Raw genomic sequence first — 13,825 nt, forward strand, 5'->3', positions numbered from 1 at the left:
CCTTCGACTTTTCGAAAAGTATGCCTTGTAGAGAGGGATGACGAGGCTCGATAAGCAGCCGGTTTTTTCCCGACGGTCGCTCGAGATCCTCTGCATCCCCCGCTTAAATCAGCCTGCGGTGCTCGGCACCGGCGTGTTGAGCAGCTGCTGCTCCCACAGGAACGCGATGCCGCTACCGGCGACATGCTGCTTGAGCACGTCCGTCAATTCTGCGGCGTGTTCGGTCCGGGCCCAGTCTCGCTGCCATTCGGACGCCAACGCCAGCCAGGTCATCATGTTCGCGCCAGCCGCGATCATGCGCTGGATAGCGACCTCATGGGCCTCGACCGAAGTCCCGCCCGAAGCGTCGGTGATGACAGTCACATCCCAGCCTTCGCCGAGAGCCTGGATAACCGGCATCGCGACGCATATCTCGGTCCAAAGGCCCGCGATGATCAGCTGCTTGCGGCCCGTCGCCTTGACCGCGTCCACGACCTTCTGATCCTCCCAGGTGTTGATGAATGTCCGGTCGATCACCTCCTGGCCGGGGAACACGTCGGTAATTTGCGGAAAGAGGAGACCACCCCGATCGGCGATCACGCTCGTCAAGATGGTGGGAACACCGAATGCCTTGGCGGCCTTCGCCAGGGCGGTCGAATTGTTGACTACCGCCTGTGGGTCGTGGCTGTTCAGATTGGCGAGCTGGTAGGGTTGGTGGTCGATAAGAACGAGTACGGAGTCTTCGGGACGAAGAAGCGAAGCAAGGCCGTTACGAAAGGTCATTATTGTTACATCCTTTGCTGCCGTTGTGAGCGGCATTGGTTTTGCGGGAGACATGCGCCAGGGGCGACGTTGCCTGGAACCAGTATTGCTGTTCCTATTCGAGATGCGGTAGCACTCTTCCATGACAAGCTGTGTCGCGGAAAGGGGAACGCCAAATGGACATCGAAGAGCTACAGACGTTCGTGGAAGTTGCTGATGCTGGTGGAGTTTCGCCCGCTGCGCTCCGGCTCGGCGTCTCCAAGTCGATCGTCAGTCGCCGGCTCTTCCGGCTTGAAGCGGAACTTGGTGTCCAGCTTCTTGCACGGACCACCCGGGGCGCCGCCCTCACGGAAGCAGGGGCCACGTTCCGAGATTATGCAGCGAGAGTCTGCGCCGAGATCGACGTGGCCAAGGAAACGATCCTACCCGCCGGTGATCTTCGTGGCCGCTTACGGGTTGCCGTGCCGCTTTCTTTCGGCTCAACTCACTTCGCTCCCATCCTCGCGGAAATGGCTCGCCGCCACCCCCAGCTCCAAATCCACACATGCTACAGTGATCGTTTCGTCGATCTCATCACAGAGGGTTATGATTGTGCGATACGGGTTGGCTATCTTCAGGACTCCAACCTGATCGCAAGACGCGTCGGACCAATCTATGGGAAGTTCGTCGCGAGCCCGGACTACATCAAGGCGCATGGGTCGCCCGAGACGCCGGAGGAACTCGTCGCTCATGAGGCTCTCATGCAGGGTACCGAAGCCTGGCAACTCATGGATGGCGACAAGATCATCACGGTTCGCCCGCAGGGGCGCTTCAAGGCCGACAACGGCACAGCTCTAGTTGCCGCCGCGACAGCAGGACTCGGGATCGCCTATCTCCCCGATTGCCTCACCCATGAGTATGTAGCCTCTGGAGCGCTTGTGCCGGTCATGACACGTTATCCTCCACCTCCGGCGGGTGCCTATGTTATCCGCCCGCCAGGTCAGCATCCCGCACGGAAGATACGGGTCCTCACCGAATTGCTGATTGAGTATTGCGAACCGGCGCCGCACCTCGCGGGTGTCGATCGCTAAGACACGAACGGCGCGAGATCTACATCGGGCTGCGTAGTTGATACAGCGGTACGCTCGAGACAGCGCCATCGGCGACATGCCGCGCGTTAGTCGTGCAATATGGACAGTCCCGCGAGAAGCGGCGCGTAGGCGGCGAGCCTGCTGGAGACGAACTCCGTGAAGAGCCGGACGCGCTTCGTCTTGCGTGTTTCCCCCTGCGTGAGAAGCCAGACCGGTCCATACAGGTGTAGCTCGGTACCTGGCACCCTCTCCAATAGGGGATCGGCATCTCCGACGAAACACGGCAGCGCCGTGATGCCGATACCTTGCCGTACGGCAGCGATCTGCGCTGCGAAATCTGTGGTTCTGAAGGGAGCTCCCGTGGTGTGAACCTCTCCCTCGCGGGTCCAGTCCGGTACTCTATGACCGCTTATAGCTATCAACCTGCGATTTGGCTTGCCCGCACGCGACTCGGCCGGGCGATCGCGGGACATGTAGAAGCCGCCGAACAGCTCCGGTCCCTTCAGGCCGTGAAGATTGAGCGGCAGGGTTTTGCGGTCGTAGACGACGCGGATGGCCACGTCGGCCTCTCGGTTGGTCAGATTTGCCAGCTCGCCGGACGGCAGGATTTCCATCTCGATACCCGGATGCAGGCGCACGAAATCGGCGAAGTCCGGCATGAGCAGGTGTGCTGCAAGGGGTGGCGGCAGCGTCACGCGCAGAAGCCCACGCACGCTCTGGTCGCGGCCGAAGATGCGCGTCTCCAGCTGATGCGAGGATGCTTCCATCCGGATCGCGAGCTCGAGGACCTCCTCGCCCGCAGCCGTCAGGCGATAGCCCGAAGGCAGCTTTTCGAACATCTGCGCCCCGAGGCGTTCCTCGAGCTGTGCGATGCGTCGCAGCACGGTCGAATGATACACCCCGAGGCCCTTGGCGGCGGCCCGCACCGAGCCTCCGCGCGCCACGGCAAGAAAGTAGCGAATGTCATCCCAGTCGATCATGGTGCAATCCGGCACCACGCGGTGCGCCTTCCAGAGCGGAATCTACCGCATCGTACCGCAATACGGGCGGTCATCAAAGCGTATGTCGACGGGCACGGCCGAATTCCATACGGCGGACACCGATCGTCGCGGCTAGCGTCAGTCGTCCAGCCGGATCGATTTTGCACCACCGATGTGCGCGCTTCCGCACTCAATGCCTGACCCCGGCGAACCTATGTTGAGGTTCTCGGGGGCGTCCCCGAACGACCAAAGACAGAGTCTGATAGGAGAAGTCATGGGAAAGCTTGAAGGTAAGGTTGCAGTTATCACGGGTGGATCGAGCGGCATGGCGCTGGCCAGCGCCAAGCGGTTCGTTGAAGAAGGCGCCTATGTTTTCATCACGGGCCGGAGACAGGAGGCGCTGGACGAGGCCGTCAAGCTGATCGGCCGGAACGTGACCGGCGTGCGCGGCGACGCGGCCAATCTCGACGACCTCGACCGCCTGTTCGATACGGTCAAGCGGGAAAAGGGCAAGATCGACATCCTGTACGCGAGCGCCGGCACGGGCGAAGCCGTCCCACTGGGCGAGATTACCGAGCAGCATTTCGATGCGACCTTCGGCCTGAATACGCGCGGCACGCTGTTTACGGTTCAAAAGGCGTTGCCGCTGTTCAACGATGGCGGATCGATTTTCATGACCGGGTCGGTTGCTTCGATCAAAGGTTTTCCGGGTTACAGCGTGTATGCGGCGAGCAAGGCGACGTTGCACGCATTCGCACGCGGGTGGCTCAACGAATTGAAGGGCAGGAATATCCGGGTGAACGTGCTGCACCCGGGGCCGATCGCCACACCGATGCAGGATCAAGTCCTCACCGAGGAGGCAAAGCAGATGTTCGAATCCCTGATCCCGCGCGGAAAGATGGGTCGTCCTGAGGAAATTGCGGCGGTCGCGCTGTTTCTTGCTTCGGACGACTCGAGCTTCGTGAATGGGGTGGAGTTGTCTGTCGACGGCGGCTTCTCGGCCATCTGAATTCGCGCCGGATCGCCACACAACGAAACCGATAACCCGGCGCCGTTGAGGGCCGGGGAATCAATCTCAACACGGATCGGAGAAGTATTATGAGCTATGCGATTGTAGGATTCGGGAAGATAGGCCAGGCCCTGGCCCTCGCCTTCGCCCGTAAAAACATCGAGGTGGCCGTCGCGAGCCGGCGGCCGCCCGAGGCGTTGGCGCCGCAGGCTCGGGCGATTGGACCCACGGTCGTCGCCAAGTCGCTGCGGGATGCACTCGAGGCCGACACAATCATCTTGGCGGTCCCGTTCGGGGAGCATCGCGAGGTTGCGAAGGCCCTGCCGAGCTGGAAAGGCAAGACGGTCATCGATGCGACGAACGCGTTAGTTCCGCTTGAGGAGCTGGACGGCCTCCTGTCCTCCGCCTTCGTCGCGAAGGCGTTCACCGACGCCAAGCTCGTGAAAGGTTTCAATCACTTGATTGCGGCTACCTTGGCTACCGATCCGGTCGTCGAGGGTGGGCACCGGGTCGTCTTTCTGTCGAGCGACGACGAGGACGCGATCGCTCCCGTGGCGGCCTTGGCCAAACAACTCGGCTTCGCACCCGTCAAGCTGGGAAAGTTCAACGAGGGTGGCGCGCTGGTGCACGCACGCGGCCGCATTTGGGGCCAGCTCATCTTCCAGGATTTGTTCAAGAAGGAGCAGTAATCGATCCACGACCGTGTAATCGACGCCGAGAACTGGTCGCGCGCTAACCTCCTAGAGCAGCGCGTGACCGAATATTTGAAGGCTCCACGGGACCCCCCTTCATTCCCACTCGATCGTACCGGGTGGCTTCGACGTCACGTCATAAACAACGCGGTTGATGCCGCGGACTTCGTTGATGATGCGGGTTGCGGCGCGGCCGAGGAATTCCATGTCGTAGTGGTAGAAGTCGGCGGTCATGCCGTCGACGGAAGTGACGGCGCGCAGGGCGCAGACGAATTCATAGGTGCGGCCGTCGCCCATGACGCCGACGGTCTGGACCGGCAGCAACACAGCGAAGGCCTGCCAGATGGCGTCGTAGAGGCCAGCCTTGCGGATTTCGTCGAGATAGATGGCGTCGGCTTCGCGCAGGATCTCCAGCTTTTCGCGGGTGATGCCGCCGGGGCAGCGGATGGCAAGGCCGGGGCCGGGGAAGGGGTGGCGGCCGATGAAGCTGTCGGGCAGGCCGAGCTCCTTGCCGAGCGCGCGCACCTCATCCTTGAACAGTTCGCGCAGCGGCTCGACGAGCTGCATCTTCATGCGCTCCGGCAGGCCGCCGACATTGTGATGCGACTTGATGGTGACCGAGGGGCCGCCGGTGAAGGAAACGCTTTCGATGACATCGGGGTAGAGCGTGCCCTGGCCGAGGAAATCGGCGCCGCCGAGCTTCTTTGCCTCGTCTTCGAAAGTCTCGATGAAGAGACGGCCGATGATCTTGCGCTTTGTCTCGGGGTCGCTGACGCCTTCGAGCTCGCCAATGAAGCGCTCGGAAGCGTCGACATGCAGCAGATGCAGATTGTAATGCTCGCGGAACATGGCGACGACATTGGCCGCCTCGTCCTTGCGCATCAGGCCGTGGTCGACGAGGATGCAGGTCAGCTGGTCGCCGACCGCTTCGTGGATCAGCAGGGCCGCGACGGAGGAATCAACGCCGCCGGAGAGCGCGCAGATGACGCGCTTGTCGCCGATCTGGTCGCGGATCGCCTGCACCGCCTTGGCGCGGTAGGCCGACATCGACCAGTCGCCCTTGATCCCTGCGATGTTGTGAATGAAGTTGCCGATCAGCTTGGCGCCATCGGGCGTATGCACAACTTCCGGATGGAACTGTACGCCGTAGTATTTGCGCTTCTCGTCGGCGATGAAGGCATAGGGTGCGTTCGAGGACGTCGCGACGACTTCGAAACCATCGGGCAGCGCAGTGACGCGGTCGCCGTGGCTCATCCACACCTGATGACGCGAACCGGAGGACCAGAGGCCCTCGAACAGCGCGCAATCGGTGTTGACGTCGAGGAAGGCGCGGCCGAATTCACGGTGGTGGCCACTTTCGACCTTGCCGCCGAGCTGCATGCACATGGTTTGCTGGCCGTAGCAGATGCCGAACACCGGCACACCGCTGTCGAAAATGATCTGCGGCGCCCTGGGCGAGCCTTCGTCCACGGTCGAGGCCGGGCTGCCGGAAAGTATCACGGCCTTCGGCTGTAGCCGCTCAAAACCGGCTTCGGCGGACTGGAAGGGGACGATTTCGCAATAGACGCCCGCTTCGCGCACGCGCCGTGCGATGAGCTGCGTCACCTGGCTGCCAAAATCGACAATGAGAACGGTATCGGGCTGTGCTGTCTGGGTCATGGCGAGCCTTTAATGAAAAGCGCTTTCGCTGGCAATCGGGCAAATCGCGGCGAAGCCGAATTTATTGTCCCGATTGTCCTATCTTTTAGCTGCTTCCGGTCCTTTAGAACCAGAATACGCCGTCTTCAAGGGCGGTGAACAGACCGTCGACGGCATTGGAAAGCTTGCGGTCGATGATATGCAGATATTCCGTCCAGTCGGAAATGTGCTGCAGGTCGACCTTGCCGTCGGAAATGCCGCGCAGCCCGATCAGCGGCCGGCCAAAGGCCTGGCAGGCGCGCAACACGGCATAGGTCTCCATCTCCACCATATCGGCGGCGATCCGGCCATATGCCTCCGCGCCGGAAATGATGTTGCCGCCGGTCGAAAGGCTCGCCTCCGGAACGCCGGGAATGCGCAGCGGCAATTCGATGGTTGCGGGCAGGTCGAGAAAGGGCGTGCGGCCTTTTTCGAAACCGAGCGGTGACGCATCCATGTCGCGATAGGAAACGGAGGTCGCTTGATAGACTTCCGTCTGCTCCAGTCTGGCGGAGCCGGCCGAGCCCAGCGATACCACGAGGTCGGGGAGGTCGTCCTGTGCCTGGAGTTGGGCCAGCGTGCGCGTCAGGACAACGGCCGCCTCGACGGGGCCGACGCCGGTGATCAGCGGTTCGAAGCGGGATCGTAGGAAAGGTCCGTATTCGGCCTCGGCGGCCATCACGAACAGGATCGATTTTCCCGATACGCGCTTCAGTTCGAATGTCATCCGGTAATTCCCTCCCGGCCCCGGATAACCATCATCGTCCCGGTCATCGAGGCAATCAGCTTGGCTGGTCCGTCGCCGATGGCATAACCGCGCCCGTCGGCGACGATGATGGTATTGCCAGGCTTGGTCACTTCGCCGCGAAATAGAAAGCGCTCTCCGCGCCCCGGCGACATCAGATTGACCTTGAATTCGATGGTGAGGATCGAGGCTGTCGAGTCGATGAGGCTATAGGCCGCGAAACCGCAGGCCGAATCCAGTGCCGCCGAGATGATCCCGGCATGCAGGATGCCGTGCTGCTGCGTCAGCTTGACGTCGAATGGCAGCTCGATCTCGACCATGCCATGCTCGACGCGCGTCAGTTCAGCGCCGATGGTCGCCATCGCCGCCTGCCGCTCGAAACTCGTCCTGATGCGCGCCCGATAGTCGCCGCTGTTTTCCCCGGTCATGCTGTTCCCCTTCGCAGGTGCGAAGTTGGCATGGCAAGGTCGTTTGGACAAGGGTCATCCGATGGAAATCGATCTTGGGAAATGATGCATCTACGACATTGTTTTTCCATGATGCTCGGTTTTCGGTATGTTCATCGGAGAATTCGAGATGGAGCTTAGATGGCGACGATCCTGCAATCGACCAAAGCTTACGAAAGCTGGATGCGGGCGCAACTCGGCGCCGATCTGGTGGAAGCTGATCTCGCCAGGAAGTACAAGAAGATGAAAAGCGGTGGCTTCGTCTTCCTGCGCGCCACCTATTGGCGCTGGGCCGAAACCATCCTCGATATCTGCCCCGATCTTGCGGATGCTCCGCAAGTGCTGGCGATTGGCGACACGCATCTGGAGAATTTCGGCACCTGGCGCGACGAGGAGGGGCGGCTGGTCTGGGGCGTCAACGATTTCGACGATGCCGCCACCATGCCCTACGCGCTCGATCTGGTGCGGCTGGCGGCGAGCGCGATCCTGGCGCGTGACAATGCCGGCCCAACGCCGCGTGTCATCGCCGATGCCATCCTGGGCGGCTATCGGCGTGGCATGCAGAAGCCCTCGGCGGTCATTCTCGAGCGCGATTATAAGTGGTTGCGCAACGAGGTGATCTTGTCGAACACTGAGCGCAAGGCATTCTGGGACAAATTTCGCGATCTGCCGCCGACGACCAGACAGGTGCCGGAACCCTATCTCGACGCGCTGCGTCGGTCGTTGCCGGACCCGACACTGACCTTCGTCCCCAAGCCGCGCACCGCCGGCACCGGCAGCCTCGGCCGTCCGCGTTTCGTCGCCGATGTCGAATGGCGCGGCGGGCCGGTGCTGCGCGAGGTCAAGGCGTTGGCTCAATCCGCCTGGTCGCTCTGCCACAATCCATCGGACACGGCGATCCATACGGGCGTCATCGCCGCCGGCCGGACGCGTGCTCCCGATCCGCGCTATCATGTGACCGGCAAACTATTGGTTCGCCGCCTGTCGCCGAACAGCCGTAAGATCGAAGTCATCGGTGATGCGCGGATCCTGCTGTCACCCGATATGCTCGACCTGATGGGTTTTGAGATCGCCAATTGCCAGGCCGATGACGCCGCGCGTATTCCGGGAGTTTTGGCCGATCTCGACAAGCGTGGTGCTGATTGGCTTAGGGCATCCGCCAAGGCGGCCGCGGCGGCGATTGGCGTGGAGCAGGCGGAGTTTGCGAAGCGGTGGTGAGCTGGAGTCTCGGGTGCGAGTTTGCCGCGCAGCTTGAAACTCCTACCTCCGCACCTCTCAGCCACGCCCAATACGCACAATATGCTGATCCCAGGCCACATCACTGTGCTGCCCCAAAAACTCCCCGCGATAAGACGACACCGCAAACCCATGCGCCGCCGGCGCGATGCCGGCTGCATCCGCTACGCTCTCGACCTTCAGCACCGCCCCGGTCTTCGCGTCCAGCGTCACCGACGTGCCCTCGACCGGTGATGTCACGCCGACGAGGTTTTCGGCGCGGTTGACGGCGATGGCGCCGACATAGTTGCCGAGCGCACGGGTGGTGTCGTCGGGCAGGTGGACGAAGGTCAGATCTTCGCCCTTGGCGAAATGGCCGACGAGCGGCGGTAGGTCGTTGCGGCGGCCTTCATACTGGCAGGCGAACCAGACGCGGCCGGTGGCGTCGATATCGACATGCCGGGTGGAGACCTTTGCATATTGCGGCGGCAGGGCGTGCTTTTCGATCAGCCGGCCAGTTGCCGCGTCGATCAGCGTCAGTGACGGCTCCATATGGTCGAGGTTGAGCTTGGTGCGGCCGAAATCCGGATGCGTCTCGATGCCGCCATTGGCGACGATCAAAAGCTTGCCGTCGTCGGACACAGTCATGTCGTGCGGCCCGGTGCCGTAGGTCTCGTATTCGCCGATGCGGATGAAGCGGTTGCGGGCGTCGTAGATGCCGATCATGCCCTTGTTGTCGTCGAAGTCGTTCTCGCTGGCATAGAGCAGCTTGCCGTCAGGCGAAAACGTGCCGTGGCCGTAGAAATGCCGGCCCTCGCGCGCGGTGATGACGATCGGCTCGCCCTTGTTCGAGGGATCGAAGATCATCGCATAGGTGCCGGGGCGGCGGGCGAAGGCGACGGTCTTGCCGGTCGCCTTTGAAAAGGCCATGCCGTGGGCGCGGGCGGGCAGCGCCACCCGGTCGATGATCTCGCCGCGCTCGGTGACTGTCGCGACAGCAAAGGAGCCGTCAGCGGCGCGCATACCGGAGGCATAGACCGCGTCAGCCCGCTCCAGCGCCATCAGCGCGCCGGGTTTCAGGGCTGCCAGGAAGGTCAGCCCCGCCGCCTTGACGAAGGCCCTGCGGTCGATCAGCACGCTCCGCATCGCCATCAATCCCCGTCGGCGAAGGAGAAGCCGGCGGAAAGGCCGATCGCACCGCCGTAATTATCGCTGAAGCCGGTGGTGAGGTCGCGGGTCTCGGAAAGCAGCGTGTCGATCTTGGCACGATCGGCGTCGCTCGCGATCGCCGCTTCGATATCGGGATTGACGGTCGGCGCGGTGGCGATCAGCTTGTCGAGCAGTGCGTCGATCTTGCCGGCCATGTCGCGCTTGTCGGCGGGCAGGAGGTCGGCCATGCCGGCCTTTTCCCAGAGCGCCTTCAGCCCTTCGAGATTGCCGGTGAGCGAGGTCCAGGTGTTGCCAGAGCGCCAGTAGATTGCCATTTTCGGCCGTGCTGCCGCCGGGTCGCCCTTGTAGAAGGTTTCCAGCCGCTGGTCGCGGACGTTGGCGGCGCCATGGACGAGGATGCCGAGCAGTGCCGTCACCGCCTCCTTGTTGTCCATAAACTCTTCGCTGTCCTTGCCCGGATTCTTCCAGGATTTCTGCACGCCGTTCGGATCGTCCCATTCATCGGCGATTTCCTTGGCGGTATTCTCGATATTGCCGGCAACGGCGGCGCCATAGCGGCAGCGGAAGCCCTGCTTCTCGGAGCTGAGAACGCTGGAGCCATTGCCGTAAAGCACATATTCCAGCGCCGTCAGGCTCATCAGCGCCACGCTCTTGCCGGCGACGGCCTCGACGGTGGTGTCATGCTCGTCGGCCTTGGCAATCAGCGCCTGCACCTGCTTGAGGCCGACGCCCTTGCGGTCGGGATAGAAGAGGATGTGCTCGAAGCGGTTCTTCTCGATGATCGGCCCTGTCTGAACGATCTCGATGCGCGACCAGCTCTTGATCGTGTCGCCGAAAGCGGACTGCGCGGCTGAAAGGCTTGCGGCGGACGGATCGGCGCAGAGCGCCTTCATCGCCGTCGTCATCTTCGAGGCGCTGTCATGCACCGCGTGGTAGCCGGGGCGGATGACGTCGTCGATCGCCTTCCGCATCACTGCCGGCACGGCCGCCTCGTTCAGCCCGGCGCCGTTGGTCGTTGCCTCCTGAGCGCCGGCCGGCAACGCCGTAAGGCTGAGAAGGAGGCTTGCGGCAAGCGGCTTGGCAAGGGATGTCCAGGGGCGCATCAGAGAGACTCCAGAAAATTGATGAGAGCTTGCCTGTCGTCCTGCGGCAGGTTTGCGAAGGTATTGCGGGCTTTCTCCGCCTCTCCCCCATGCCAGAGGATGGCTTCGGTCAATGTTCGGGCGCGGCCGTCATGCAGGAAGGCTTGCCGGCCGCTCACCGTCTGCGTCAGGCCTATACCCCAGAGTGGCGGCGTGCGCCAATCGCGGCCGGATGCCACACCCACCGGCTGGCCGTCTGAGAGACTGTCGCCCATGTCGTGCAGCAGGAAATCGGAATAGGGCCAGATCAGCTGGAAGGCCTGGGCCTTGTCCTTGCCGTCGCTGCCCTTGAGGTCGTCGCGGGTGACGAATTTCGGCGTATGGCAGGCGGGACAGCCGGATTGATAGAACACGTCCTTGCCGTGCAGCACATCGGGAAAGCTCGCCTTGCGGCGGGCGGGTACGGCGAGGTTCTCGGAATAGAAGGTGACAAGATCGAGGATCGGCCCCGGCGCTTCCGTATCGCCGAGGCGCTTCTGCACGCCGGTCGGCATGGCGAGGCATTTCGGCTGCCTGACCGTGCAATCGCCTTGAGGGTTCGGCCGGTCGGGGGTGGAAATGCCGATATCGGCGGAGAAGGCGCTGGCCACCTGATCGCGCACGCTTGCATTCTGCGCCTTCCAGCCGAAACGGCCGAGCGCGAGTTCGCCGGTGCGGTGATCGCGGACGATGGCGGCACGGCCGCGAATGCCGTCACCGTCTTTGTCGTCCGGATCGGCATGGGCAAGGATATCGGCTTCCGGAATGGCTTCGATCAGGCCAAGGCCGATCATCGGCGGCGCGATGCGCGCCGAGATCGTCGTCGTTTCGTCGAGCGGGCCATAGGCAAGGTCGGCCACGATATAATGCGGCTTGCGCAGCGTAACGGTCTCGCCGCCCGAAAGGGTCACCGTCTCCTCGGTGTAGGTAACGGCAACCTTGCCCTCGGCGGCAAGGCCGGGCACGGCGAGATCCTGCAATTGAGCGCCATAGGTGGCGTCGGGGAAGTTGATCGCCTTGAAATCCCGAAGTGCCTGCTCCTCCTCCGGCGTGATCGCCGGCCGCGCCAGGCGCAGCACCATCGATGTGGCGGCGGCGCCTGCCGTCTCCGGCGGATGGCCGCGGCCGTCGCGGATATGACAGCTCTGGCAGGAACGGGCGTTGAACAACGGGCCTAGCCCGTCGGAGGCCTGCGTTGAGGAGGGGGCGGACACCCAGAGCTTGCGGAAAAGCGCATTGCCGAGATGGAAATTCTCTTCGCGCTCTAGGCCGAGACTGGCCGAGGGCTGCGAGAAGATATTGCGGCTGACGGGAGCGATCGTCGTGGTCGCGCCGCTCTCCATCGCCTCATAGGGCTCGGCCTTGGAGAAATCCGTGGTCGGCCGGGTGATGTCCTGCACCCGTTTCAGCAGTTCGGGCGAAAGATCGGTGCGGACGGCCGGAAAATTCAGAATTTCCGCAGCGGCCAGGTTAATGGAAAAAACCAAAAAACCCGCGACGAAGGCGGGCAGGAGGACGCGACGAGCCGGGATGCGGGTCATGAGTGTCGGAGCGGCAGCGCTTGAGACGCTGCCGCTCTCCCCTACTTACTTCTTGAAGACAGCGTTAGGATTATCCAGGCTGTCCGAACCTTCAAGCTTGATCGTGCCGAGATCGAGGGCGGCGACGACACGCTGAATGCTCTTCGTCTGGTCGAGCAGGCCGTCGATCGCCTTCTGGACGGTAGCGTTGCCGACCGTGTTGCCTTCGCCGATCATCTGGTCGTACTTCTCGACCGTTTCGCCGAGATGAACCATGGCCTTCATGGCATCGAGCGTGGCGTTGAGCTTGGTTTCGACTTCCTTGTCGAGCGCCTTGTCCTTGGCGGCGACCAGGTCGTGCAGCGACGCGCCCTTCAGCTTCTTGCCGTCGATGCGCGTATAGTTGCCGTTATAGGCGGCAGCGATACCGATGGCGTCGTTGTTGTGCGAGTTGTAGGTATTGTCCGAGAAGCAATCATGCTCTTCTTCCGGATCATGCAGCAGCAGGCCGAGCTTCATGCGCTCGCCGGCAAGTTCGCCATAGGAGAGCGAGCCCATGCCGGTCAGGATGGCGGCAAGGCCAGCCTTCGGATCGGCTTCGACATGCTTGGTGGCTTCGCCATCCGGCGTCCACTTTTCGGTCATTTCCTGCAGGTCGGAGACGAGCAGCGTCGAGGCAGACTTCAGATATTCGGCGCGGCGGTCGCAATTGCCGTGCGTGCAATTCTTCAGATCGTAGTCGGTGGCGGGACGTTCGCCGGCGCCGGGACCGGTGCCATGCAGGTCCTGGCCCCAGAGCAGGAATTCGATGGCGTGATAGCCGGTCGCGACATTGGCTTCGACGCCGCCGGCCTGATGCAGCGTGCCCGACAGGAATTCCGGCGTCAGATGCGAGGCGTCGACATCCTTGCCGTTGATCTTGATCGTCTTGTTGGCGATGACATTGGCGACATAAAGCGAATTCTCGTCGCTCTCGGTGCCGTAGGAGGCGTCGACATAGTCGATCAGGCCTTCGTCGAGCGGCCAGGAGTTCACCTTGCCTTCCCAATCGTCGACGATTGGATTGCCGAAGCGGTAGACTTCCGACTGCTGGTAGGGAACGCGCGCCTTGATCCAGGCGGCCTGGGCAGCCTTCAGCGTCTTGTCGCTGGGATTGGCGAGCAGGGCATCGATGGCCTTGTCCAGCACCTTCGCCGTGATCAGCGAGTCTTCATATTTGGCATGCGCGACTTCGGCGTAATGCTTGATGATGGCGGCCGGTTCAGGAGCCTTGGCGAGCGCCGGAAGGGCCGATGCAGCGACGGCTAGCGCCAAAGCGGCGGCTAAATTGATTTTCAATGTCATGTTCCCTCTCCTATGACGGCTGGGGCACCGTCAAAAACTTGGCGACTGGTGTCATGTATTAAAAATAAACTGGTGTCAAACGCTCTAGTTTGTGA

General features: G+C 62.3%; 13 protein-coding genes. 4 read left to right on the forward strand and 9 right to left on the reverse strand.

Going from position 1 to position 13,825, the window contains the following annotated elements; all coding sequences use genetic code 11:
• Positions 1 to 108: 108 nt before the first annotated feature.
• The gene (locus tag EX00_RS18575; protein WP_047461012.1) at positions 109 to 762 is read right to left on the reverse strand and encodes a hydrolase; all 654 of its coding nucleotides are present in this window, start codon (positions 760 to 762) and stop codon (positions 109 to 111) included.
• A 155-nt stretch (positions 763 to 917) separates the two neighbouring features.
• Here EX00_RS18575 and EX00_RS18580 point away from each other — a divergent pair, with 155 nt between their 5' ends.
• Positions 918 to 1,811 (forward strand): LysR family transcriptional regulator, encoded by an 894-nt coding sequence (locus tag EX00_RS18580; protein WP_047461015.1) that lies wholly within the window; start codon positions 918 to 920, stop codon positions 1,809 to 1,811.
• An 86-nt stretch (positions 1,812 to 1,897) separates the two neighbouring features.
• Here EX00_RS18580 and EX00_RS18585 read toward each other — a convergent pair whose 3' ends face one another.
• Positions 1,898 to 2,791: a LysR family transcriptional regulator gene (locus tag EX00_RS18585; RefSeq protein WP_047461018.1), complete on the reverse strand. Its 894-nt coding sequence runs from the start codon at positions 2,789 to 2,791 to the stop codon at positions 1,898 to 1,900.
• Between the two features lie 274 nt (positions 2,792 to 3,065).
• Here EX00_RS18585 and EX00_RS18590 point away from each other — a divergent pair, with 274 nt between their 5' ends.
• Together EX00_RS18590 and EX00_RS18595 are read left to right on the forward strand one after the other, a co-directional pair.
• Positions 3,066 to 3,800, forward strand: coding sequence for an SDR family NAD(P)-dependent oxidoreductase (locus EX00_RS18590; protein ID WP_047461021.1), 735 nt, complete (start codon positions 3,066 to 3,068; stop codon positions 3,798 to 3,800).
• Positions 3,801 to 3,889: 89 nt separating this feature from the next.
• On the forward strand, positions 3,890 to 4,489 hold the full coding sequence (locus EX00_RS18595; RefSeq protein WP_047461024.1) for an NADPH-dependent F420 reductase: 600 nt from the start codon (positions 3,890 to 3,892) through the stop codon (positions 4,487 to 4,489).
• Positions 4,490 to 4,588: 99 nt separating this feature from the next.
• Here EX00_RS18595 and guaA read toward each other — a convergent pair whose 3' ends face one another.
• The 3 genes from guaA to EX00_RS18610 all read right to left on the reverse strand — a co-directional run bounded on the left by guaA (position 4,589) and on the right by EX00_RS18610 (position 7,342).
• Positions 4,589 to 6,151: a glutamine-hydrolyzing GMP synthase gene (gene guaA / locus EX00_RS18600; protein WP_047461027.1), complete on the reverse strand. Its 1,563-nt coding sequence runs from the start codon at positions 6,149 to 6,151 to the stop codon at positions 4,589 to 4,591.
• Between the two features lie 103 nt (positions 6,152 to 6,254).
• Positions 6,255 to 6,896 carry a 5'-methylthioadenosine/S-adenosylhomocysteine nucleosidase gene (locus EX00_RS18605; RefSeq protein ID WP_047461030.1) on the reverse strand — a complete coding sequence of 214 codons (642 nt, stop codon included), beginning with the start codon at positions 6,894 to 6,896 and terminating at the stop codon, positions 6,255 to 6,257.
• Complete coding sequence (locus EX00_RS18610; RefSeq protein ID WP_047461033.1) at positions 6,893 to 7,342, reverse strand: PaaI family thioesterase; 450 nt, start codon at positions 7,340 to 7,342, stop codon at positions 6,893 to 6,895. The genes EX00_RS18605 and EX00_RS18610 overlap by 4 nt, the downstream gene beginning before the upstream one ends.
• Positions 7,343 to 7,501: 159 nt before the next feature.
• Here EX00_RS18610 and EX00_RS18615 point away from each other — a divergent pair, with 159 nt between their 5' ends.
• Entirely contained in the window at positions 7,502 to 8,578 is a 1,077-nt protein-coding gene (locus tag EX00_RS18615; RefSeq protein WP_047461035.1) for a DUF2252 family protein, read from the forward strand.
• 57 nt (positions 8,579 to 8,635) lie between these two features.
• On the opposite strand, the gene EX00_RS18620 is transcribed toward EX00_RS18615, so the two are convergent.
• Genes EX00_RS18620 through EX00_RS18635 form a run of 4 tightly spaced genes read right to left on the reverse strand, consistent with a single transcriptional unit; the run spans position 8,636 to position 13,730 of the window.
• Positions 8,636 to 9,721, reverse strand: coding sequence for a DUF1513 domain-containing protein (locus EX00_RS18620; RefSeq protein WP_047461852.1), 1,086 nt, complete (start codon positions 9,719 to 9,721; stop codon positions 8,636 to 8,638).
• A 5-nt stretch (positions 9,722 to 9,726) separates the two neighbouring features.
• A complete protein-coding gene (locus EX00_RS18625) occupies positions 9,727 to 10,848 on the reverse strand; it encodes an imelysin family protein (RefSeq protein ID WP_047461038.1) in 1,122 nt (373 codons plus the stop codon).
• A complete protein-coding gene (locus EX00_RS18630) occupies positions 10,848 to 12,407 on the reverse strand; it encodes a di-heme oxidoreductase family protein (RefSeq protein ID WP_047461040.1) in 1,560 nt (519 codons plus the stop codon). Before EX00_RS18630 ends, EX00_RS18625 begins: the two co-directional genes overlap by 1 nt.
• Positions 12,408 to 12,452: 45 nt before the next feature.
• Entirely contained in the window at positions 12,453 to 13,730 is a 1,278-nt protein-coding gene (locus EX00_RS18635; protein WP_047461043.1) for an imelysin family protein, read from the reverse strand.
• Positions 13,731 to 13,825 lie beyond the last annotated feature (95 nt).

The organism is Martinezella rhizogenes, from assembly GCF_000799715.1.
GTDB lineage: Bacteria > Pseudomonadota > Alphaproteobacteria > Rhizobiales > Rhizobiaceae > Rhizobium > Rhizobium rhizogenes_C.